Origin of the sequence: Halovenus carboxidivorans (assembly GCF_009831575.1) — an archaeon.
Lineage (GTDB): Archaea > Halobacteriota > Halobacteria > Halobacteriales > Haloarculaceae > Halovenus > Halovenus carboxidivorans.
In genome coordinates, this window is record NZ_WUUT01000008.1 from 1 (window position 1) to 20,832 (window position 20,832).

The 20,832-nt window shown below is 63.9% G+C and carries 21 protein-coding genes; 13 read left to right on the plus strand and 8 right to left on the minus strand.

Annotated elements, in window-relative coordinates; all coding sequences use genetic code 11:
- The first annotated feature begins 238 nt into the window (after window positions 1-238).
- The 3 genes from GRX03_RS15695 (at window position 239) to GRX03_RS15705 (ending at window position 4,204) form a co-directional block, all read left to right on the plus strand.
- The gene (locus GRX03_RS15695) at window positions 239-2,047 is read left to right on the plus strand and encodes a hybrid sensor histidine kinase/response regulator (RefSeq protein ID WP_159765303.1); all 1,809 of its coding nucleotides are present in this window, start codon (window positions 239-241) and stop codon (window positions 2,045-2,047) included.
- A gap of 88 nt (window positions 2,048-2,135) precedes the next feature.
- Window positions 2,136-3,128, plus strand: coding sequence for a S49 family peptidase (locus tag GRX03_RS15700; protein ID WP_159765305.1), 993 nt, complete (start codon window positions 2,136-2,138; stop codon window positions 3,126-3,128).
- A complete protein-coding gene (locus GRX03_RS15705; protein ID WP_159765307.1) occupies window positions 3,125-4,204 on the plus strand; it encodes a hypothetical protein in 1,080 nt (359 codons plus the stop codon). The genes GRX03_RS15700 and GRX03_RS15705 overlap by 4 nt, the downstream gene beginning before the upstream one ends.
- Window positions 4,205-4,235: 31 nt before the next feature.
- Here GRX03_RS15705 and GRX03_RS15710 read toward each other — a convergent pair whose 3' ends face one another.
- The gene (locus GRX03_RS15710; RefSeq protein ID WP_159765309.1) at window positions 4,236-5,183 is read right to left on the minus strand and encodes a hypothetical protein; all 948 of its coding nucleotides are present in this window, start codon (window positions 5,181-5,183) and stop codon (window positions 4,236-4,238) included.
- A 191-nt stretch (window positions 5,184-5,374) separates the two neighbouring features.
- On the opposite strand from GRX03_RS15710, the gene ahaH reads away from it, so the two are divergent.
- The 8 genes from ahaH to GRX03_RS15750 are packed head-to-tail and all read left to right on the plus strand — an operon-like array spanning window position 5,375 to window position 13,408.
- A complete protein-coding gene (gene ahaH / locus GRX03_RS15715; RefSeq protein ID WP_159765311.1) occupies window positions 5,375-5,707 on the plus strand; it encodes an ATP synthase archaeal subunit H in 333 nt (110 codons plus the stop codon).
- Window positions 5,694-7,958, plus strand: a complete 2,265-nt coding sequence (locus tag GRX03_RS15720; RefSeq protein WP_159765313.1) for a V-type ATP synthase subunit I — start codon at window positions 5,694-5,696, stop codon at window positions 7,956-7,958. The genes ahaH and GRX03_RS15720 overlap by 14 nt, the downstream gene beginning before the upstream one ends.
- 18 nt (window positions 7,959-7,976) lie before the next feature.
- Entirely contained in the window at window positions 7,977-8,234 is a 258-nt protein-coding gene (locus GRX03_RS15725) for a hypothetical protein (RefSeq protein WP_159765315.1), read from the plus strand.
- A 25-nt stretch (window positions 8,235-8,259) separates the two neighbouring features.
- Window positions 8,260-8,841 carry a V-type ATP synthase subunit E gene (locus tag GRX03_RS15730; protein WP_159765317.1) on the plus strand — a complete coding sequence of 194 codons (582 nt, stop codon included), beginning with the start codon at window positions 8,260-8,262 and terminating at the stop codon, window positions 8,839-8,841.
- On the plus strand, window positions 8,838-9,899 hold the full coding sequence (locus GRX03_RS15735; protein WP_159765319.1) for a V-type ATP synthase subunit C: 1,062 nt from the start codon (window positions 8,838-8,840) through the stop codon (window positions 9,897-9,899). Before GRX03_RS15730 ends, GRX03_RS15735 begins: the two co-directional genes overlap by 4 nt.
- The gene (locus GRX03_RS15740; RefSeq protein WP_159765321.1) at window positions 9,896-10,228 is read left to right on the plus strand and encodes a V-type ATP synthase subunit F; all 333 of its coding nucleotides are present in this window, start codon (window positions 9,896-9,898) and stop codon (window positions 10,226-10,228) included. Before GRX03_RS15735 ends, GRX03_RS15740 begins: the two co-directional genes overlap by 4 nt.
- Window positions 10,221-11,999, plus strand: coding sequence for an ATP synthase subunit A (locus GRX03_RS15745; RefSeq protein WP_159765323.1), 1,779 nt, complete (start codon window positions 10,221-10,223; stop codon window positions 11,997-11,999). The genes GRX03_RS15740 and GRX03_RS15745 overlap by 8 nt, the downstream gene beginning before the upstream one ends.
- A gap of 2 nt (window positions 12,000-12,001) precedes the next feature.
- Window positions 12,002-13,408 carry an ATP synthase subunit B gene (locus GRX03_RS15750; protein ID WP_159765325.1) on the plus strand — a complete coding sequence of 469 codons (1,407 nt, stop codon included), beginning with the start codon at window positions 12,002-12,004 and terminating at the stop codon, window positions 13,406-13,408.
- A gap of 30 nt (window positions 13,409-13,438) precedes the next feature.
- Here the strand turns inward: GRX03_RS15750 and GRX03_RS15755 are convergent, their stop codons facing one another.
- From GRX03_RS15755 to panB, 4 genes are all read right to left on the minus strand, one after another.
- Window positions 13,439-13,714 carry a DUF7123 family protein gene (locus GRX03_RS15755; protein WP_159765327.1) on the minus strand — a complete coding sequence of 92 codons (276 nt, stop codon included), beginning with the start codon at window positions 13,712-13,714 and terminating at the stop codon, window positions 13,439-13,441.
- Between the two features lie 2 nt (window positions 13,715-13,716).
- Window positions 13,717-13,938: a hypothetical protein gene (locus GRX03_RS15760; protein WP_159765329.1), complete on the minus strand. Its 222-nt coding sequence runs from the start codon at window positions 13,936-13,938 to the stop codon at window positions 13,717-13,719.
- A gap of 98 nt (window positions 13,939-14,036) precedes the next feature.
- Window positions 14,037-15,089: a hypothetical protein gene (locus GRX03_RS15765; protein WP_159765331.1), complete on the minus strand. Its 1,053-nt coding sequence runs from the start codon at window positions 15,087-15,089 to the stop codon at window positions 14,037-14,039.
- A gap of 31 nt (window positions 15,090-15,120) precedes the next feature.
- Entirely contained in the window at window positions 15,121-15,930 is an 810-nt protein-coding gene (panB, locus tag GRX03_RS15770; protein ID WP_159765333.1) for a 3-methyl-2-oxobutanoate hydroxymethyltransferase, read from the minus strand.
- Window positions 15,931-16,014: 84 nt separating this feature from the next.
- On the opposite strand from panB, the gene GRX03_RS17090 reads away from it, so the two are divergent.
- Together GRX03_RS17090 and GRX03_RS15780 are read left to right on the plus strand one after the other, a co-directional pair.
- The gene (locus GRX03_RS17090) at window positions 16,015-16,362 is read left to right on the plus strand and encodes a DUF5822 domain-containing protein (protein WP_201289272.1); all 348 of its coding nucleotides are present in this window, start codon (window positions 16,015-16,017) and stop codon (window positions 16,360-16,362) included.
- 10 nt (window positions 16,363-16,372) lie between these two features.
- Complete coding sequence (locus GRX03_RS15780) at window positions 16,373-16,783, plus strand: hypothetical protein (RefSeq protein ID WP_159765335.1); 411 nt, start codon at window positions 16,373-16,375, stop codon at window positions 16,781-16,783.
- Between the two features lie 48 nt (window positions 16,784-16,831).
- Here the strand turns inward: GRX03_RS15780 and pstA are convergent, their stop codons facing one another.
- The 3 genes from pstA to GRX03_RS15795 all read right to left on the minus strand — a co-directional run bounded on the left by pstA (window position 16,832) and on the right by GRX03_RS15795 (window position 20,684).
- Window positions 16,832-18,649, minus strand: coding sequence for a phosphate ABC transporter permease PstA (pstA, locus tag GRX03_RS16825; protein WP_159765337.1), 1,818 nt, complete (start codon window positions 18,647-18,649; stop codon window positions 16,832-16,834).
- Window positions 18,650-19,624: a phosphate ABC transporter permease subunit PstC gene (gene pstC / locus GRX03_RS15790; RefSeq protein ID WP_159765339.1), complete on the minus strand. Its 975-nt coding sequence runs from the start codon at window positions 19,622-19,624 to the stop codon at window positions 18,650-18,652.
- A gap of 85 nt (window positions 19,625-19,709) precedes the next feature.
- The gene (locus GRX03_RS15795) at window positions 19,710-20,684 is read right to left on the minus strand and encodes a PstS family phosphate ABC transporter substrate-binding protein (RefSeq protein WP_201289266.1); all 975 of its coding nucleotides are present in this window, start codon (window positions 20,682-20,684) and stop codon (window positions 19,710-19,712) included.
- Between the last annotated feature and the right edge of the window lie 148 nt (window positions 20,685-20,832).

Genomic DNA, 20,832 nt, shown 5'->3' on the forward strand with positions numbered 1-20,832 from the left:
AGTTCAGCGTTGGACAGCCGGTGGTATAGTTGATCGAGCGGATTCTCGGACTCTGGGGGCGTTTCTCAGCGCCGTGGGAACACCACCCAAAGATGATCGGGTGCCTCTTATATACTGATCACGGCGGCGACCTGTGGGGGTCGCAATCGTGGCCATCGGTGTGCACGCGGGCGTTCACGGTGGTTGTGAACAAAAGGCACGTTTTAATTGTCGTAATCTCGTAGTCTGAGACGGTCAGATGACTGAGTCCGGGGGGACAGTCGACGTGGTCCACGTCGACGACGATCAACACGTGAGAGAACTCACTGCGACGTACCTCGAACGTGAAGACGAGCGCATCACCGTTCATACTGCGGCGACTGCCGAGGAGGGCCGCACGTTGCTCGACCGGATCGACCCGGACTGCGTCATCTCGGACTACGAGATGTCCGAGACGGACGGAATCGAATTTCTCAGAACGGTCCGGGAGAGCCACCCCGACCTCCCGTTCATCCTGTTCACTGGAAAGGGAAACGAGAGCGTCGCCAGCGAGGCAATTGCGGCTGGCGTTACCGATTATCTCCAGAAGGGGAGCGGCGGGGATCAGTACGCGGTCCTGGCCAACCGACTGATGAACGCGGTCGAGGCGTCGCGTTCGCGGGCGGCGCTCGCCGAGCGAAACCGTGATCTCCGCAGATACAAGCGCATGATAAACGCCATGCAGGAGGCGGCGTGGATCTACGATGCGGAAGGACAGTTCGAGGTTGTCAACGAATCACTGGCCGCGTGGTACGACACGACCCGGGAGGCGCTGGAAGGAACAGAGGGGAACCTGCTCGCGCTCATCCGCGAGGAGAGCGAGGCCGAGCGTCCGTTTCGGGAACTGCTCGACGGCGAGCGCGAACGGCTTCACGGCCGGATCGAGAGCAACTTTCCCGGTCACGGCCACGCCGTCATCGATTACCGGCTCTATCCGCTAACCGACGGCGAAGAGCGGAAGGCTGTCGGCGTCGCTCGGGATGTCACGGAGGCACAGCACCGCGAGGAGCGTCTCCGCCGGTACAAGACGATTCTCGAAACGATCGACGACGCCGCCTTCGTCGTCGACGAGACGCGCCGGGTGAGCTACGCGAACCCCGCCGCGATGGAGAACGTCTCGCTGTCCCCCGGCGAAGTGCTCGGTGAACCCATCGAAGCACTTGTCGACCGATATGCCGCGACTACCGAGGAGACAGAGCGGTTCGTCCAGACGCTGAATTCGGCGTTCGCGGAGCCGAGTCCGGACGAACCGACCGAAGTCACGCTCACGCTTTCGGTCCAGGGGACCGAGGTGACCTTCGAGTACCGGTTCGCTCCGATCGTCGAAGGCGGAACCGCATCGGCAGTCGTCGTCACCGGACGAGACGTGACCGAGCGCAAGGAGCGCGAGCGCCGACTCAACGAGCAGAACGAACGCCTCGAAGAGTTTGCCAGCGTCGTCAGCCACGACCTGCGGAATCCGCTGCACGTCGCGGCGACACACCTCGAACTCGCCCGCGAGGAGAGCGATTCCGACCACATCGGGGATGCGCTCGACGCCATCGAACGGAGCCAGGCGCTCGTCGACGACCTGTTGACGCTGGCACGGGAGGGGGACCAGTTGGACGAACTCGAGTCGGTCGACCTCCAGGAGATTGCCGACGAGTGTTGGTGCGCTGTCGAGACCGACGCGGAGCGTCTCGAAACCGGGGAGTTGCCGAGCGTACGGGCCGACCCGGGACGGCTCAGACAGTTGTTCGAGAATCTCTTTCGGAACGCGGTCGAACACGGCGGCTCCGGTGTCGCCGTAACCGTCGGACGGCTACCGGATGGCTTCTACGTCGAAGACGACGGCGTGGGAGTTCCGGAGGACAAGACAGAGCAGATTTTCGAGCCCGGTTTCTCGACCGATCCCGACGGGACCGGATTCGGCCTGCGGATCGTACAGGAGATTGCCAACGCTCACGGCTGGAGTGTCACGGTGACTGACGGCACCGATGGCGGCGCTCGCTTCGAGATCAGAGGTGTCGAGCCACTCGTCCGGCAGTGAACCCGGTGTCAGCCGCGGCACCGACGTGTTGCTGAGAGTGAAACCATGATCGATTACTTATACAGCTGTAAGCCAATTGGTCGCCTGCATGCCAGTCGGTCCACTCGATTCGAGGCGGGGGCAGATTGCCCTCGTCGCAGTTCTCGCAGTCGCTGCCGGTGCGGTACTCGCACCGCAGGTGTACAGTTCGACAAGCGGACCGGACGGGACCGTCGCCGTGATCGAACTCGAGGGGACGATCGACGAATCGACGGCCCAGTTCGTCGAGGGGCAACTTCGTGACGCCCGACGGAACGACTCTATCAAGGCCGTCGTTCTCGAGGTCAACAGTCCCGGTGGGCTCCCGGCACAGAGCGAGCGGATCTACGCCGCCGTCGAGCGGACGAGCCAGCAGATGCCGGTGATCGCCGCGGTCGACACGCTCGGCGCATCCGGTGCGTATCTCTCTATCGTTCCGGCTGATGATATCTACGTCGCACCGTCCGCCCAGGCGGTCGGCAGCGTCGGTGTCACCGGGACGGCACCACAGCCGCTTACTCCGTCGGCCGGCGATACCGGGCCGAACAAGGGCAGCACGCACCCGGACGACGCTCGGGCAAATCGGGAGACCCTCGCGAACCTGTTCCTCGAAAGCGTGATGACACAGCGCGGTGACGAGATCGAACTGAGCCGCGAGGAGGTCTCGCGTGCGAACGTCTACCTGGGAACGGAGGCCGTCGAGAACGGGTTCGCAGACGAACTCGGGTTCGTCAGCGACGCGATCAACGACGCGGCGAACCGTGCCGGACTCGATTCCTACGAGGTCGACACCCGGCGGGCCGAACAGCAGCAGAACCCGCTGTCCAGCCTGCCACTGCAGACCGAGGACGGCCGAGTTGTCGTCGGTCAGGATCAGAAGACGCTCAACGGAAACCTGATCCTCGCCGTGGCCCCGCAGTACGTCGACGAGGTCGTTCCACCGGAGTACGAGGTGGTCTATCACTCCGGGGAGTACGTCCCCGAAGCGGCCCGTCAGTCCGGTTCCAGCGAGACGGCCCCGACACAGGAGTCCACTGCCGAACAGGGAGGTGACGAGAAATGAATCGCTGGGCGACACTTCTCGGCGTGTTCGTCGGCGTCTTCGTGTTGACCGTCGGTCTGGTCGCCGTGGGTGGGTTCGTCCTCGGGGATAGCCAGCCCAACCAGGCCGACGTCCAGACTGACCAGTGGCAACTCGACAACGTCGCTCCCGACGGCGCGAGCGAGGGCGGAGAGATCACGATGGACAGCGAGGAGTCGAACAAGACGGTGCTCGTCCACCTCCCGTCGACAGCGACCGCGAGCGGGACGGGAATCCAGATTCCCCTCCAGGGAACAGACAGTGCAATAACGACCGGATCGGCAGCGGGCCAAGAGCGGTCTGTCGGCGCGCTCGCGTCGACGCTCGTCGCGAACGGTCACGAGGTAGAGTTCTACACGCAGTCGACACAGACGGGTAGCTCGTTCGGCCAACAGAGCACACTCGCCACCGAACTGAGCGACGTCGACGCGTTCGTGACGGTCGCGCCCGCGTCGCTGTCGAGCACCGACCTCGCTGACGTGCGGACCTTCGCCGAGGAGGGAGGTCGCGTCTTCGTCGGTGCAGATCCGGGTCAGGTCCAGGGCACCATCGAGGTCGGCTCTCCGGCCGGAATCTATCAGGAAACCGGCTACGTCTACAACGTCGCGGAGAACGATCAGAACTTCCTCAGTGTCTTCGCCGAGCCGTCCGGTGAGTCACCGATCACGGACGGAATCGAGCGAGTCGTCTTCCGCGGCGCGGCACCGGTCAACCAGGCAGGGGAGACCCCGGTGTTCACGACGGAAGGGCAACTCACGACCAGCCAGCAGAACGGAACCTTCGGCGTCGGTGCCGTCGACGGGAACATGACGGCCCTGGGAGACACGAGTTTCCTGCGCCCGGAAAACGCCTACCGAGCGGACAACAACGTGTTGATCGGCAACCTCGCCGACTTCCTCGTCACCGGCAACGTCAGCGAGAACCCGTTCCAGGAGTCGGCCGGAGTCGGTCAGCCAGGCGGCGGCACACCCCCCGGCGGCGGCCTCCGACCTCCGACTAACGGCACCAGCGGCATCGGTGACCTCGACTCCGGAGCAGCCGAATCGACGAGCGACTGACGACGTCGGCGTTTTTTATTCGGCCGAGCGATCAGACGGCGAGAAGTCGTTCGTGCGCGGCCCAGAGCGCGGCCGTCCGGACAGACATTTCGACTGCAAGCCCGTCCGACCAGGCGGAGTGGCCGAGTTCGTCGACGGACTCGTCGGCGCTGAGTTCGTCACGAAGGGAGTCGACCGCGTGGCGGTGGTCAGCGTCGACACGGAGAACGTATCGCAGCGTCGTCGTCTCGGGGCCGACGACCGCGCTGACTCCCGCCGCCCGGGTTCCCCGAACGAGCGTGTCGAGCGCCGTGGCCGACTCCGGCAGTTCGGCACGGAGCGCGTGCCGTGTCTGTTCGCCAACCGTCGCGTGAACCACGACATCACCGTCGAGGACAGCCCCGAGTTCCGAATCACCGGCGTCGTCCGGGACCGCCGACCGTGACTGCTCGCGGGCACTGAGAAGCCGCTCCGTCGAGTCGTCTGAGGACAGGCCGTGGGCCATGTCGATCCGCTGCCCACCGACGACCAGTGCCGCTGTCGGGGTATCCCTGGTCAGCAGTTCCGGTCCGGGGCCGTCTCGCCGCTTTCCGGAGCGTCGAGTCGCCGCCCGTTCGGAGAGCGACCGGGACCCGGTGACGCGGCGGAAGTTCGTCTTCGCCTCGAGTTCGGTCGCGATTGCGTCCGGGTCGAAGGAGCCGTAGGCTGTCCCGAGGCCGGTCTGAATTTCGCGGCCCGTGGTCCGTACTGACGCCGAGACGTGCTCGACGGCAGCGGGCGAGAGCGACTGGTAGCGACGGTTCGCCGCCGTGATCTGCGGGGCGACCGCGTCGGGAACTCCCGTGAGTCCGATCACCTGTGGTGAGCCCCGGACGGCGACCGCTGTCTCGCCGCGAGCGAGACGAGCGTCGCCGTCGGACGACGCCGCGGCCGCTCCGAGGAGCGGCCCGCCGAGCGAGAGCACGACTGCGCGTCTGAGAAAGCGCCGTCTAGTTGGCATTGGCCCCGGATATGGAGCGGGGATATACAGTATTTGTGACCAGTTTCTGACAGTGAAACAACAGCGGTGGGACGGGATCGGACCGACAGACCGGATCTGCCGGAGAACAGGGCAGATAGCGGGCCGAGCGAGCGGCGTCTAAATCCGCAACAACCAAATACGCATTTACACAAGACACAGACGATTGAGGAATGCCTGACCAGAAGGTACTGCGGGAGATCAAGGAGTCCGAAGCAGAGGCCGACGAAATAATCGAGGAGGCCCGCGAGGAGGCCGACGAGCGGATCGCCGAGGCCCGCGAGGAGGCCGAACGGATCCGAGAGCAGGCCCGCGAGGAGGCCACCGAGGAGGCTGAAACGCGGATCGAGGAGGCTCGCGAGGAGATCGAAGCCGAGCGCGAGGAGATCATCGCCGAGGGCGAGCAGGTCCGGGAGGATCTCGAAGCACAGGCCGAGGAACGGATCGACGACGTGACCGAGTTCACACTCGAACAGTTCACGGAGGCGATCCATGCTCAGACCTGAGCAGATGTCCAAGATCTCGGTGGCAGGCTCGAAGCGCGTCATGGACGACGTCATCGAGACGATGCACGAACTGAACCTCGTCCACATCACCGACTACGACGGTTCGTGGGAGGGGTTCGAGCCCGGTGACTCCCTGGAGGGCGCGGACGAGGTCTCCAGCAAACTCGTGACCGTTCGGGCGCTGGAGAGCAGCCTCGGTCTCGACGAGGACGAGATCGACTCCGATGCGACGGTCGATCTCACCAACGCCGACGAGCGCCTCGAAGAGATCCGCCAGGAAGTCAACGATCTCGACGACCGCCGCAACGAACTCGAGGACCGGAAACGCGAGATCGACGAACAGCTCGACCAGATGGAACTGTTCGCCGACCTCGGACTCGATCTCGATCTGCTCTGGGGCTACGACTCCCTGGACGTCCTCGTCGGTGAGGGCGACGCCGCGGCGATCGAGGAGTCCCTCGCGGAGGCCGATCACGTCGAGGAGTACGAGGTCTTCACCGGCTCTTCGAGCAACAGTGTCGCAATCTTCGGCTACCTGGCGGAGGACGCCGAGGACGACCTCGACGACGCGCTCGTGGGCGTCCCGTTCACGGCCTACGAGGTCCCACAGACGGAGGGCGATCCGGAGTCGAACGTCGCAGATCTGCAGGAGGAGCGCCAGCAGATCGAGGCGGAACTCGAATCGATCGAAAACGAACTCAACTCGATCAAACTGAACTCCGGAAACTTCCTGCTGGCACTCGAAGAGGAGCTGACCATCGAGGCGGAGAAGACGGAGGCTCCGCTCCGGTTCGCAACGACAGAGCGGTCGTTCATCGTCGAGGGATGGGTCCCGACGAACAAGGTCGAGGACCTCGAGTCGACGCTCGATTCGGAGATCGGCGGCCGGCTCGAAATCTCGGAGATCAAACGCGCGGAGTACACGGACGCCAGCGGTCACTCCGAGGAGGAGGTCCACGACGAGCAGGCGGCCACCGACGGCGGAGAGACGGTCGCGACCGACGGCGGAACGCCGGCGGGGGAGCCGTCCACCGAGGAGGACGAGCAGGTCATGACCGACGGCGGCAAATCCGACGGCGACCTCGTTACCGTCGAGGACGACCCGCCGGTCATCCAGCGGAACTCCAAGATCGTGAACCCGTTCGAGATCCTGACGCGGGCGGTCAACCAGCCGAAGTACTCGGAGTTCGATCCGACCATCACGCTGTTTCTGACCTTCCCGCTGTTTTTCGGGTTCATGATCGGTGACGTGGGATACGGACTGCTGTACGTCCTGCTCGGCTACACCGTCTACAAGAAGTTCGAGGACGCAGTCTCGGACTTCGGTGCCGTCATCGTCTGGCTCGGACTGTGGACCACGCTGTTCGGGTTCCTGTACGGAGAGGTACTCGGGTTGCACTTCATCGAACAGATGGGCTATCACCCCGTCCTCAAGAAGGGACTCGACTCGACGGCGTGGGCGATTAGCTGGCTGCTCATCGCCGTGATCGCCGGCTGGGTCCACCTGAACATCGGCTACATCCTGAATTTCGTCGAGGAGTTGTCCGTTCACGGCGCAAAGGAGGCCGTGGTCGAAGTCGGCTCGTGGATCCTGATGTTGAACGGACTGTGGATGTTCATCTTCAGCAAACTCTTCGAGGGCGGCAAGCCCTCCTTCGGCGAGTACGCACTCGTCGGCCAGAACGCGATGCTCGCAGAGGGACCGATCGGGTTCGGCTTCACCGGGTTCCCGGCGGTCTTCGGCTGGATTGGACTCGGCCTGTTCCTCCTCGGCATCGTCATCCTGCTCACCGGCCCGTGGTACGAGGTCGTCGAGTTCCTCGTCCCGCTGGCACACGTGCTGTCGTACACCCGACTGACCGCGGTGCTGCTCGCGAAGGCTGGGATGGCGCTGGCGGTCAATCTCCTGTACTTCGGCGCGTACTCGGACGAGGAGGGATTCCACTTCATGCACGAGTACGCCCCCGGATACGAGCCACATGGAGAGGAAGCCGAAGTGGTCTTCGGCGGCATCTCCAACATGGGCGGCACGCTGATCGAACTCGGACCGGTACAGCTCGCGCTGGAGGGCGCACTGCTCGGCCTGCCGGTCTACATCGTCGGTCACGTTGTCGTGTTAGCAATCGGAGGAACCGCCGCCATACAGGCTGTCCGCCTCGAATACTTCGAGTTCTTTGAGAAGTTTTATGAAGGCGGTGGCAAGAACTATGAACCGTTCGGACACGAACGAACGCACACATCGGACGACTAACAATACCCCAACATACCCATGATTGAAGCCCTAAGCGTTGTACTGAGTCAAGCACAGGCGACTGGAGGCGCACCAGCACTCGAACCACAGGCGGCCGCGGCAATCGCTGTCGGTCTGGCAGCGATCGCGACGGGATACGCACAGCGCGGGATCGGTTCCGCCGCTGTCGGTGCCGTCGCGGAGGACAGCGACAACCTGATCTCAGGGCTGATTTTCACAGCCATTCCTGAGACACTGATCATTATCGCGTTCGTGACCATCTTCATCGTGGGTTAACACTCACACCCCCCATTACTCACCTATGAGTCTGGATACAGTTGTCGAGGACATTAGAGAACAGGCCCGCGCGCGTGCGGACGAGATCCGCGACGAGGCCGACGCCGAGGCCGAGGAGATCATCGCCGAGGCAGAGGCCGACGCCGAGGAGATCCGCGAGGAGATCCTCGACGACGCCGAGCGGACGATCGAGCAGGAGCGCGAGCAGAAGCTCTCGAGCGCGAAACTCGAAGCCAAGCAGGCCCGCCTGGAGGCCCGTCGAGACGTCCTCCAGTCGGTTCGAGACGACATCGAGCAGGAAGTGTCGGAGCTGTCCGGCGACCAGCGCGCGGAGCTTACCGAAGCGTTGCTCGATGCGACCGCCGAGGAGTTCGACGACGACGCGTCGGTTCGGATCTACGGCCGGGCCGAGGACCAGGAACTGCTCGAAGAGCTACTCGAAGAGTACGACGGCTTCGAGTACGACGGCGAGTTCGACTGTCTCGGCGGCGTGGTCGCGGAGAGCGACGAGTCCCGCGTCCGGGTCAAGAACACCTTCGATTCCGTCCTCGACGAAGTCTGGGAGAACAATCTCCGTGAAATAAGTGACAGACTGTTCGAGCAATGAGCGCGACAGGTAGTTCCAACCCCGAGTACGTGAACGCCCGCGTCCGCTCACGCCGAGCAGCGCTGTTCGCAGAGGAGGATTACCGCAAGCTAGTCAGGATGGGCACCGGTGAGATCGCCCGCTACATGGAGGAAACCGAGTACGAGACCGAGATGAACGAGCTCGGGGCCCGCCACAGCGGCGTCGATCTCATCGAGTACGCACTCAACCGGAACCTCGCCAAGAACTTCGAGGATCTGCTCGACTGGGCGGACGGCGAGCTACACAACCTGATCGCGAACTACCTCCGGAAGTTCGACGCCTGGAACGCCAAGACGGCGATCCGCGGCGCCTACTCCGGGGCGAGTCCCGATGAGATCCAGACGGATTTCATCCGCGCCGGCGAGTTCGACGACGAGCTTCTGGATTCCCTCGCCAACGCGGGCTCGATCGAGGAGATCGTCGAGTTGCTCGACGGGACGATCTTCGAGGAGGGGCTGGAGGCGGCGTTCGAGGACTTCGAGGACCAGGACGTCCTCGTGCCGCTCGAAAACGCCATCGACAAGACGTTCTACGAGCACCTGCTCGACGACGTGAACACGATCACCCTCAACCCCAACAGCCCGAAGGGGCTGTACGTCGAGGTCCTGCAGGCCGAGATCGACTTCCGGAACGTCCGGAACGCGCTGCGGCTGTCCCGGACCGGGACGGACCTCGACCCCGAGGAGTACTACATCGAGGGTGGCAAACTGTTCAAGGAAGGCGAACTCCGCCAGCTCGTCGGCAGTTTCGACGATCTCGTCGAGTACATTCGGGACAGCCCCTACGGCGAGGATCTCTCGAACGCGCTGGCGGATCTGAGCGAGGCCGAGAGCCTGAGCGCCTTCGAGCAGGCACTCGACGCTGCGCTGCTCGAGTACTCCGATACGCTCTCGCACTCGCATCCGATCTCGATCTGCTCGGCGCTGTCGTACATCCTCGCCAAGGAGCGGGAGATCGAGAACGTCCGGGCCATCGCCCGGGGCCGGGAGGTCGGACTCTCGGTCGACGAGATCGAAACCGAACTGGTGGTAATATGAGCCAGGAAATCGCAGTGATCGGCAGTCCCGAGTTCACCACCGGCTTCAGGCTCGCGGGCGTCCGGAAGTTCCAGAACGTCCCCGAAGACGACAAGGCCGAGAAGCTCGATGATGCAGTCGAGGAGACACTCGCCGACGACGGCGTGGGGATCGTCGTGATGCACGACGAGGATCTGGATCACCTCTCGCGGGGCGTTCGCCAGGACGTGGAGACGAGCGTCGAGCCGGTGGTCGTGACACTCGGCGGCGGTGCAGGCAGCAGCGGATTGCGCGAACAGATCAAACGAGCGATCGGAATTGATCTAATGGACGAGGAAGACAATGAGTAAAGCAACAGACTCCGATGTCCGTGAAGACGGCATCATCGAAAGCGTCAGTGGCCCTGTCGTGACGGCGACGGATCTGGACGCGCGGATGAACGACGTCGTGTACGTCGGTCACGAGGGCCTGATGGGAGAGGTAATCGAAATCGAAGGGAACCTGACCACAATTCAGGTGTACGAGGAGACCTCCGGCGTCTCGCCGGGCGAACCCGTCGAGTCGACGGGTGCGCCGCTGTCGGTCGACCTCGGGCCGGGAATGCTGGACTCCATCTACGACGGCGTCCAGCGACCGCTCGATGTCCTCGAAGAGAAGATGGGATCGGCGTTCCTCGACCGCGGTGTCGACGCGCCGGGGATCGACCTCGAACAGACCTGGGAGTTCACTCCCGAGGTCGAGGAAGGTGACGAGGTCAGCAACGGTTCGATCGTCGGCACCGTCCCGGAGACCGAGAGCATCGACCACAAGGTGATGGTGCCGCCGGACACGCTCGGAGAGGACGAGACCGCCGAGGTCGTCTCGATCGAGTCCGGCGCGTTCACCGTCGAGGAGACGGTCGCAGAGCTCGATACCGGCGACGAGATCCAGATGCGCCAGGAGTGGCCGGTCCGAGAGGCCCGCCCCACGGTCAACAAGCAGACACCGACGGAGCCGCTCACGTCGGGCCAGCGGATTCTCGACGGGCTGTTCCCGCTCGCGAAAGGCGGGACGGCGGCGATTCCCGGACCGTTCGGCTCGGGGAAGACCGTCGCACAGCAGTCCCTCGCGAAGTTCGCGGACGCCGACATCGTCGTCTACATCGGCTGTGGCGAGCGTGGCAACGAGATGACCGAGGTCATCGACGACTTCCCGGACCTGCCGGACCCACAGACCGGCAACCCGCTGATGGCCCGAACCTGCCTCATCGCCAACACGTCGAACATGCCCGTCGCGGCGCGTGAGTCCTGTGTCTACACGGGAATCACCATCGCCGAGTACTACCGAGACATGGGCTACGACGTGGCGCTGATGGCCGACTCCACCTCGCGGTGGGCAGAGGCGATGCGTGAGATCTCCTCGCGACTGGAGGAGATGCCAGGTGAGGAGGGCTACCCCGCCTACCTCGCCGCGCGGCTCAGCGAGTTCTACGAGCGAGCCGGCTACTTCGAGAACATCAACGGCACCGAGGGCTCCGTCTCGGCGATCGGTGCGGTCTCGCCGCCGGGCGGTGACTTCTCGGAGCCGGTGACCCAGAACACGCTGCGGATCGTCAAGACGTTCTGGGCGCTCGACGCCGACCTCGCGGAGCGACGACACTTCCCGGCGATCAACTGGGACGAGTCCTACTCGCTGTACCGCGACCAACTCGACCCGTGGTTCAAGGAGAACGTCGCCGACGACTGGCCGGACCAGCGTCAGTGGGCCATCGACGTGCTGGACGAAGAGGGCGAACTGCAGGAGATCGTCCAGCTGGTCGGGAAGGACGCGCTGCCGGAAGACCAGCAGCTAACCCTGGAGGTCGCGCGCTTCCTCAAGGAGGCGTGGCTCCAGCAGAACGCCCTGCACGACGTCGACCAGTACTGTCCGCCGGAGAAGACCTACCACATCCTCGGCGCGATCAAGACGTTCAACGACGAGGCCTTCGACGCGCTAGAGGCCGGCGTCCCGGTCGATGAGATCACCGACATCGACGCGCTCCCGCGGCTGAACCGGATCGGAACGACGCCCGACGACGAGGCCGAGGAGTTCGTCGAGGAACTCGAAGAGGAGATCACAGAACAGCTACGCGCACTCTACTAACAATGAAAGAATACCAAACTATCACGGAAATCAGCGGTCCGCTGGTCTTCGCCGAAGTCGACGAGCCGGTCGGCTACGACGAGATCGTCGAGATCGAGACCGCAGACGGCGAGGTGCGCCGTGGACAGGTGCTCGACACCTCCAGCGGCACCGTCGCCATTCAGACCTTCGAGGGGACCGGAGGGATCGACCGCGAATCGTCCGTTCGTTTCCTGGGCGAGACGATGAAAATGCCCGTCACCGAAGATCTGCTCGGTCGGGTGCTCGACGGCTCCGGGAACCCGATCGACGACGGGCCGGACATCGTGCCGGACGAGCGCCGAGACATCGTCGGTGCGGCGATCAACCCCTACTCCCGGGAGTACCCCGAGGAGTTCATCCAGACCGGCGTCTCCGCCATCGACGGCATGAACACGCTGGTCCGGGGCCAGAAGCTTCCGATCTTCTCCGGATCGGGGCTGCCGCACAACGATCTCGCCCTGCAGATCGCGCGACAGGCGACCGTCCCGGAGGAGGAAGGCGACGAGGACAGCGAGTTCGCAGTGATCTTCGGCGCGATGGGAATCACCGCCGAAGAAGCGAACGAGTTCATGGACGACTTCGAGCGGACCGGCGCGCTGGAGCGGTCGGTCGTCTTCATGAACCTCGCGGACGACCCCGCGGTCGAGCGGACGGTCACGCCGCGACTCGCGCTCACCACCGCCGAGTATCTCGCCTTCGACAAGGGGTACCACGTGCTGGTCATCCTGACGGACATGACCAACTACTGTGAGGCCCTGCGTGAGATCGGTGCGGCACGCGAGGAGGTTCCGGGTCGCCGTGGCTACCCCGGATACATGTACACCGACCTCGCCCAGTTGTACGAGCGCGCCGGCCGTATCAAGGGCCAGGAAGGATCTGTCACGCAGATCCCGATCCTGACGATGCCCAGCGACGACATCACCCACCCGATTCCGGACCTGACCGGCTACATCACCGAGGGGCAGATCCTCGTAGACCGAGACCTCAACAGCCAGGGGCTGCAGCCGCCGATCAACGTGCTGCCGAGCCTCTCGCGGCTGATGGACGACGGGATCGGCGAGGGGCTGACCCGCGGTGACCACGGTGGCGTCTCCGACCAGATCTACGCCGCCTACGCGGAGGGCGAGGACCTGCGGGACCTGGTGAACATCGTCGGTCGCGAAGCGCTCTCCGAGCGCGACAACAAGTTCCTCGACTTCGCGGACCGCTTCGAGGAGGAGTTCGTCGAGCAGGGCTACGACACCAACCGCGATATCGACGAGACGCTCGATATCGGCTGGGACCTGCTCTCGATGCTGCCGAAAGAGGAACTCAACCGCGTCGACGAGGAGTACATCGAGGAGTACTACGTCGAAGAGGAGTCGGCCGAAGTGCCCGCCGACGACTGAGCGGCTGATTCTCTTTTCGCTGTGTGCGTCTCAGTCCGTGGTGACTCGCCAGGTCGTCCCGTTCGTGTATCCCCACTTCTCGATGGTCGGCCCGACCGGTTCGTCCTGCAGGCGGGCCATCATCGCGCCGATTTCCTTCGCCGAAAGCTCCAGATCGCCGGCGATATCTCGGCTCTTGAGGTAGGACTCCCCGTCGAGTTCGGCGTCGAGATAGGCCAACAGCCGTCGGGCCTTCGGCGGAAGGTCGGAGTGGGCGTCTGATCGATCCCGTTCGCTGTCGTCGTTCGGGGATCGCTGTGCACACATCGTCAGGATCGGTAGCGGTGGCCGACCAGCAGGCAGAGCACGTTCACCGCCACGAGTGCGGCCACGGCGAGCAGTTTCGTCTGTCCGTCGAGGCTGTAGAGAGCCGGAAGGTAGGCGACTGGGAGGAGGACAGTCCCCCAGAAGCCGATCCGTTCGGCCGTTCCGACGGCGATGCGGGACACGGGACTGTCTGGAGGGATCGCGGGACCAACTCGCTGGTTCATATACCCAACTCCGGACGGGGATACAAAGGCCCTCACGGAGACTCAAAGAGCCGTTTGACAGCGCCCGGACCGAGTCAGCCGTATCAGTTGCTGGGCTGTCACTCCCACTCCAGTCCCGTCGGGTCGGTGGGCGGTGAGAGCGGGCTTCGAGGGAGTCCCGATTCGGGATCCGGGTCGTTGTAGCCACGCGGCGCGACGTCGTTCGGTGCGTCGGGGTAGAACAGCGACGCCAGCGCGTGGAGATGCTGTCGACCGACGCCGAGTTCGAACTGTCCGCCGCCGTACATCCGAATCGAGTGTTCGTCGCAGTACTCGACCGTCGAGAGCAGCGACTCGACGGAGCCGAACCGCGACGGCTTGATGTTGAGCCAGTCCGGTTCCCACGGCCGCTCGGTGACTGAGTCGACGCCCGTGATCGGCACGTCCCAGGAGACGCGGTCGCGCTCGCCGTCGAACAGCGGGCGCGTCTCCTCGTTCAGGTCGGGGTCCTCGATGATCGCCTCCGGAAACGCCTCCAGGAGCATCCCGTACAGCTCCGGGTCGCCGGACTGGTCGACATCCGTCCCCTCGTACACGCCTTTGAGATCCAGCGTCCGGACGGCATCCATCTCCGCGAGGCGGTCGACAATCTCTGCGGTCCACTCCTCTGTCGGGTCGAGTTTGAACTGCAGGTCCGGGTTGTCCGCGAGCAACTGCTCGACGCGGTCGGTCGTCGGTGGCTCTCCGAGTCGCGTGCTCGCGACGAACCGAACGGGGGAGTACTCCCGGTCGAGGGCCGTAGCGAGATCAGTTCCGGCCTGTTTCAGCGCGAGGTCCAGCGCCGCGCTCTCGAAGCCCCACCGCCGGTACGATCTATAGATCGAATCCTCCGGGTCGCCGCCGACGAACAGATCCAACTCACCGATCAACTCCGAGAACTCGTCGAACGTACTCGCCTCACCGAGCGGGAGATCCGGCTCGGCGTCGACGAGTTCGTGGTGCGGTTCGTTGTCGTAGGTCACGTCCTCGCCGCGGCCCGTGTCGCCGTCGCCGTGTAGCGAGATGATCGTGGACGTGCGGAGAAAGCCGCTGGAGGTGTCCCGTTCTCGCAGTTCGAGGTCGTAGCCGTCGATATCGACTGAGAGGTCCGCCAACCGGTCGTACAGTGACATACCACAACTGGGGGCCGCACGAGTGTAAAGGTCAGTACAACTCGTCGAGTTCCTCCGCGACGTGGCTGTGTTCCTCCGCGGGGAACTGTCCGTCCTCGACGGCGGTGACGTAGTCGTCGATAGCCGAGCGCATCTCCTCGCGGACGTTGCCGAAGGCCTTCGCGAACGGCGGCGTCCGCTCGGAGAGACCGAGAATGTCGTTGACGACGAGCACCTGGCCGTCACACTCGCTGCCGGCACCGATGCCGATGGTTGGGATGTCGAGGTCGTCGGTGATCTGTGCGGCGAGGTTCGCCGGGATGTGTTCGAGAATACAGGCGAACGCCCCCGCCTTTTCGTGTTCGCGCGCCAGGCGGGCAATCTCTCTGGCCTGTTCGGGGTCGCTCCCCTGTCGGGTGTACCCCGTCTGGTTGACGCTCTGTGGCGTCAGACCGACGTGTGCGACGACCGGAATCCCGAGGTCGCTGAGCCGTTCGGTGAGTTCGATGGTGTGGTCACCGCTCTCGATCTTGACGGCGTTTGCGCCCTCCTCTTTGACCATGCGACCGCAGTTCTCGACGCTCGTCTGGAGATCCGTCCCGAAGGAGAGAAAGGGCATATCCGCGACCACTAGGGTATCGTCCGTGCCGCGCGCGACCGCGCCCGTGCGAGAGGCGACCTCGTCTACGGTTACCGGGAGCGTATCGTCGTAGCCGAGGACGGCGTTGCCCATGCTGTCGCCGATCAGCGCGATGTCGACACCCGCTTCCTCGACGAGCGTCGCCGTGACGGCGTCGTATGCCGTCACCATGGTGATCGGTTCGTCGCCGGCCATCTGCCGAATGTCCTGAACGGTGGGCATACTCGCAGTTTTCCCCGGCGAAACATAGGTGCTTGGGAACGGCGAACCACCAGACGCTTATCGCTGGTCTCCGTAGGTACGGGCGTGACTCCAGAGGTTCGAACATCCGACCCGGACGGGATCGATTACGGGTGGATCATGCAGGTGACGTTCATCGCGACGCTGTTCGTCGGGACCCCCGTGGTCACCGTCCTCTCGGTCTTTGCGGAGCTTCCGACCTGGCCGGACCGGGCGATGTTCGCGGTCCGAGTCGGTGCCCTCATCTGGTTCGTGACCCTGCTCGTCGTGTATCTGTACGCCCGGCTATACCGCGATCCGGGCGACAGAGAATCGGGATCTCAGCCCGAGGACCGGGAGGCGGTTAGCGAGGGGCAGAGAGAGGAACCCGAGCGGGACGTGCAACCGTCGCCGCAGTCGGGCGACGACGACTGACTATCGGACGGTGACACCGCGTAGCCGGGCGCTCGGCGTCGATTTCGGGCTCGGAGCCGGGGCGGTCGGACTCGGCGCACTCGCGGGGGGAACGCCGCAGTCGCTCGACGGATTTCTGATCGGCGGGATCGGGTTGTTCGCGTTCGTAGCGACGCTGTACGTCGCGGAACAGACTAAGGTGCTGGTACTGATAGAGCGGACTCGACCGACATCACTCGTGGTGGCCTGTGTGACGCTCGCCGCGGTCGGTGTGGCCCTCGTCGTCGGGCAGGTGGTCGTGGAGACGCCAGCGGCGACGCTGTTGGTCGGGATGGGAACCGGACTGATCGGATATCGACTCTGGTTCGGACTCGTTGCCCCGGTTCCACCGAAGCGGCTGGACCAGGCCAGCGTGTGGGGGAGTCGCCGGAATCGAAAATAGACCAGCCGAAGACGCAGTGTGCCGTCGTGGTCTGTGAGCGGCCGGGAGTCAGGCGTCGCGCTCGTACTTGTTGCGGATGATGATCGCCGTCGCGTTCATCGCCAGCAGAACCGACAGCAAGGTCAACACGCCGGCGGCGACGACGCCGAAACGGAACTCCGGGGAGGGGTTGTTCGCCCACGAGTAGATCAGCATTGGCATCGCGCTCAACTGACTGAACAGCCCAGACGGCGGGCTGAAGGCGATAGTCGCCATCCCGATCATGATCAGCGGTGCCGTCTCGCCGATCGCGCGACCGAGCGCGAGGATGATCCCAGTCAGGATACCGGGCATCGCCTCCGGCAAGACGACGTTTTTCGTCGTCTGCCAGCGGGTCGCACCCATCGCCAACGAACCGTCGCGGAGTTCGTCGGGAATCGACCGGATCGCCTCCTGGGCGGAGATGACGGTAATCGGGAGGATCAGAAGCGAAAGCGTCAGCGACGCGCTGATCGCCGTACCGACGCCGAACCCGGCGAAATTGACGAAGACCGCCAGACCGAGCAACCCGTACACGACCGAGGGGACGGCGGCGAGATTCGCGATGTTGACCTGAATGAGCCGCGAGATAGCACCGATCACACCCGAGTCTCTCGTGTACTCTTCGAGGAAGACGGCGGTTCCGACACCGAGGACGAACGAGATCAGCGCCGTGAGCGTGATCAGCAGTACCGAGCCGACGATAGCCGGGAACAGCCCCGCACTGCGAGCCTGCGTCGTCTGTGTCGTCGGCGTCCCGCGGATGTATGAGAGATCGAGCCACGGGTCGGGTGACTGGATCCCGAACGTCTGGACCAGCACCGCGCCGGCGAGGGCACCGGCGACGATCAGCAGCGGGAGAGCGAGTCCGGCGCGGCCTTCGTCAGCCCGCCACACCCGGTTCAGATAGGTCGCCGTCGGCACGGAGACGCCGAGCAGCAACAGGACAGCGCCGTTCTGTGAGAGTGCCCCGACGGAGAGGCCGAATCCGCCACCGAGCGCCACGAGCAGGACGGCCGCGCCGACCAGGACACCCCTGCGGCGGTCGTACCGTCGGGCAGTCAACACCGTCGTGACCGCCGTCACGGGGGCGACGAGCGACCACGCGAGCATGATCAGATCGGTTGGGTACACGGGCAGGCTACCACGGAGGACGACTGCACCCGCCGTGCCAACGACTCCGACCGCTCCGACGAGCACTCGCGTGGTCAGCAGTTCCGCGGCGTCCCGATCCACCCGCGAACCGGCAAGCCGCGCGGCGACGTTCCACCGTCGGACCGCGTACCAGACGAGGGCCGTCGGGAAGACCCCGACCGTGTAGACGAGGAAGTACATCTGCAGATCGAAGACGACGAAGATGATGAACAGCCAGAGACCGAGTGCGGCCCCGCCGGCGATCCGACCGAGCAGCCCGAACCCGACGGCCCCGGTCGGAGTGTTGCTCCCGGCGACGGTCACGTACCCTGCGACCGGCACCACGAAGAGGAACAGATAGACCAGTTGCCAGGTCAGTCCCGGAATCGGGCGAACGAACGCTTCGACGGCCGTGAACACCACTGCCGTAATGACGAGTCCACCGGCGAGGATCAAGGCGGTACGGCGCTGGATCGCTCGGTCCGTCTCGTACAGGCAGAACCCGATATACGGGAGTACGAGCGTGACGAAGTACACGAGCAACCACTCGGGACTCGCGGCTTCGAGGTCGAAGGCGTCGATGGTGACGTAGATGAGAAGCGCAGCGAGCGCCAGAATGCCGGTAATCGACGCGGCGAAGGTCACCGACTCGAATAGCTGTCCTCTGAGTCTGCTCACGCGACCGAACTCGTTGCCCGGGGATTCTGTCGCCATCTAGTACACCTCCCGGTATCGTTTTGCGATGATGTCACTGATGACGTTCAATACGAGCGTGATAACGAACAGCGCCAGTCCCAGCGCGAACATCGCCTTGTACGGCAGCGTCCCCCCGGTGAGATCACTCACCGCGATATTGACCATGGCGACGGTGATCGTCGCGCCGTCCTGTAACAACACGTCGGCGGGGTGGATGTACGGGATACCCAGGATTGCGTCGCGGACCTGCGGCATGTTCGCCTGCGATCCCATCGCGACGACGACGATCATCGTCTCACCGATTGCGCGGGAGATGGCGAGGATGTACGACGAGACAATGCCCGAGATAGAAGCGGGGATCACGACGGATGTGGAGACTTCGTATTTCGTCGCCCCGAGGCCGTAGCTCGCGTTTCTGAGTCGGTCCGGCACCGCGTTCATCGCGTCCTCGCTGATCGAGGAGACCATCGGAATCGTCATGATTCCGATCATCAGCGACGCCGACAGCGCGTTGAAGGTGCCGAGATTCGGGAACAGCGTCGCCTGGAGCGCGGGCGTGACGTAGACGAACGCGAAGTAGCCGTAGATGACCGTCGGCACGCCGGCCAGAATCTCGAGCATCGGTTTCAGAATCGCTCGAACGCGAGCCGACGCGTACTCGGAGAGGTAGACCGCCGTGAGCGTCCCGATCGGAAGCGAGATGAACGCCGCAGTGATCGTTACAGTCAGCGTCCCGATAAGCAGCGGAACGATACCGAACGCGAGCGATCCGCCGGAGGGGTTCGGGCTCCACTCCGTGCCAGTGAGGAAGGTAGCGACAGAGATACTTGCGAAGAAATCGACCGCCGGGCGCAGCAGCGTGACGAAAATTGCGACCGTCGTGACCAGCGTCACCAGGGCACAGAGTGCGAACACGCCCGTCGTGGTTCCTTCGACGAGTTGACTGAGCCCCGTGTCCCGTGTCAAGTCTGGAGTCTCGTTCTCACTGCTCATCTGTCCTCACCTCGCGGACGGTCTGTCGATGCGGCCGGGGGAATCCCATACCCGGCGCGTTCGGGACGCTCGTACATTAGTGCTATCAGTTCGCCTGTTCGATTGCGTCTTCGAGCTTCTGCATCTGTTCTTGCTGTGTCGATTCACTCAGCGGGACGTAGCCGACATTCTCCGCGACGAGTTCTTGGTTGGTCGTTTGCTCGACGACGTACCGAGCGAAATCCGCGATGTAGTCCTCGCTGAGGGCCTCCATCGACGGGTACGTGTACAGCGACCGGGTGAGGGGCTGGTACTCGCCGGAGCGGGCGGTTTCGAGTGACGGTTTCACGCAGCCGTTGCCGTTGTCGATGCCGACCGCTTTCAGCCCGTCGGGGTTCTGGAAGAAGTACGCGAACCCGAAGTACCCGATCGCGTTCTCGCTACCCATGACCCCCTGTGCGATCTGGTTGTCCTGTTCGGTCGCCGTGTAATCGCTCGTGTGTCCGCGCTCTTCGCCCTGGACGTTTTCGATCAGGTAGTCGTAGGTCCCGGAGGTGTCGGCGGCACCGTAGCGTTCGATCTCCTCGTTCGGGAACTCGTCGCGGATTTCGTTCCAGGTGTCCGCCGAGTCGGACTCCCAAATCCGAGCCAGTTCCTCGACGGTGAGACAGTCGACGAAACTGTCCTCGCTGACGACGATTGTCAACGCGTCGGTCGCCAGCGTCAGTTCGACGTACTCGACGCCGTTGTCCCCACAGAGTTGTTCCTCTTCGGGCTGAATGGGGCGGCTCGCGTTGTTGAAATCGGAGTTCCCGACACAGAAGTGATTCGAGAAGCCGCCGCCGGATCCCGTCCGGTTGACGGTCGGGTCGACGTTGTCGTTGTTCTGTCGGTACTCCTCAGCAATGGCGCTCATCAGCGGGTACACCGTACTCGATCCGGTGATCGTGATCGATTTCGTCTCCTGGTCAGCGGTCGAGGACTGCGTACAGCCGGCCAGAGCGGCCGTTCCGGCGCCGGCTGCGGCTGTCAGAAACGTTCGTCGGGATGTCGTGGAGAATCGCTCTGGATCGGTATCCATCATTACCAGTACGGAGGAGAGAAGTCCATAAATACTGTACTAATTTGTATATAGGCCCGTCGTAAACTATATTTTCGACGCTATAGATCTATATATCTCTATCCATGGCATCAGATACCAGGTTCGGGAGGACCACCCAGAGACAGGC

Bases quoted from the DNA above. Each gene is read 5' to 3' on its own strand.
- GRX03_RS15695 (WP_159765303.1), top strand. From the start codon at position 239: ATGACTGAGTCCGGGGGGACAGTCGACGTGGTCCACGTCGACGACGAT.
- GRX03_RS15700 (WP_159765305.1), top strand. From the start codon at position 2,136: ATGCCAGTCGGTCCACTCGATTCGAGGCGGGGGCAGATTGCCCTCGTC.
- GRX03_RS15705 (WP_159765307.1), top strand. From the start codon at position 3,125: ATGAATCGCTGGGCGACACTTCTCGGCGTGTTCGTCGGCGTCTTCGTG.
- GRX03_RS15710 (WP_159765309.1), bottom strand. From the start codon at position 5,183: ATGCCAACTAGACGGCGCTTTCTCAGACGCGCAGTCGTGCTCTCGCTC.
- ahaH (WP_159765311.1), top strand. From the start codon at position 5,375: ATGCCTGACCAGAAGGTACTGCGGGAGATCAAGGAGTCCGAAGCAGAG.
- GRX03_RS15720 (WP_159765313.1), top strand. From the start codon at position 5,694: ATGCTCAGACCTGAGCAGATGTCCAAGATCTCGGTGGCAGGCTCGAAG.
- GRX03_RS15725 (WP_159765315.1), top strand. From the start codon at position 7,977: ATGATTGAAGCCCTAAGCGTTGTACTGAGTCAAGCACAGGCGACTGGA.
- GRX03_RS15730 (WP_159765317.1), top strand. From the start codon at position 8,260: ATGAGTCTGGATACAGTTGTCGAGGACATTAGAGAACAGGCCCGCGCG.
- GRX03_RS15735 (WP_159765319.1), top strand. From the start codon at position 8,838: ATGAGCGCGACAGGTAGTTCCAACCCCGAGTACGTGAACGCCCGCGTC.
- GRX03_RS15740 (WP_159765321.1), top strand. From the start codon at position 9,896: ATGAGCCAGGAAATCGCAGTGATCGGCAGTCCCGAGTTCACCACCGGC.
- GRX03_RS15745 (WP_159765323.1), top strand. From the start codon at position 10,221: ATGAGTAAAGCAACAGACTCCGATGTCCGTGAAGACGGCATCATCGAA.
- GRX03_RS15750 (WP_159765325.1), top strand. From the start codon at position 12,002: ATGAAAGAATACCAAACTATCACGGAAATCAGCGGTCCGCTGGTCTTC.
- GRX03_RS15755 (WP_159765327.1), bottom strand. From the start codon at position 13,714: ATGTGTGCACAGCGATCCCCGAACGACGACAGCGAACGGGATCGATCA.
- GRX03_RS15760 (WP_159765329.1), bottom strand. From the start codon at position 13,938: ATGAACCAGCGAGTTGGTCCCGCGATCCCTCCAGACAGTCCCGTGTCC.
- GRX03_RS15765 (WP_159765331.1), bottom strand. From the start codon at position 15,089: ATGTCACTGTACGACCGGTTGGCGGACCTCTCAGTCGATATCGACGGC.
- panB (WP_159765333.1), bottom strand. From the start codon at position 15,930: ATGCCCACCGTTCAGGACATTCGGCAGATGGCCGGCGACGAACCGATC.
- pstA (WP_159765337.1), bottom strand. From the start codon at position 18,649: ATGGCGACAGAATCCCCGGGCAACGAGTTCGGTCGCGTGAGCAGACTC.
- pstC (WP_159765339.1), bottom strand. From the start codon at position 19,624: ATGAGCAGTGAGAACGAGACTCCAGACTTGACACGGGACACGGGGCTC.
- GRX03_RS15795 (WP_201289266.1), bottom strand. From the start codon at position 20,684: ATGGATACCGATCCAGAGCGATTCTCCACGACATCCCGACGAACGTTT.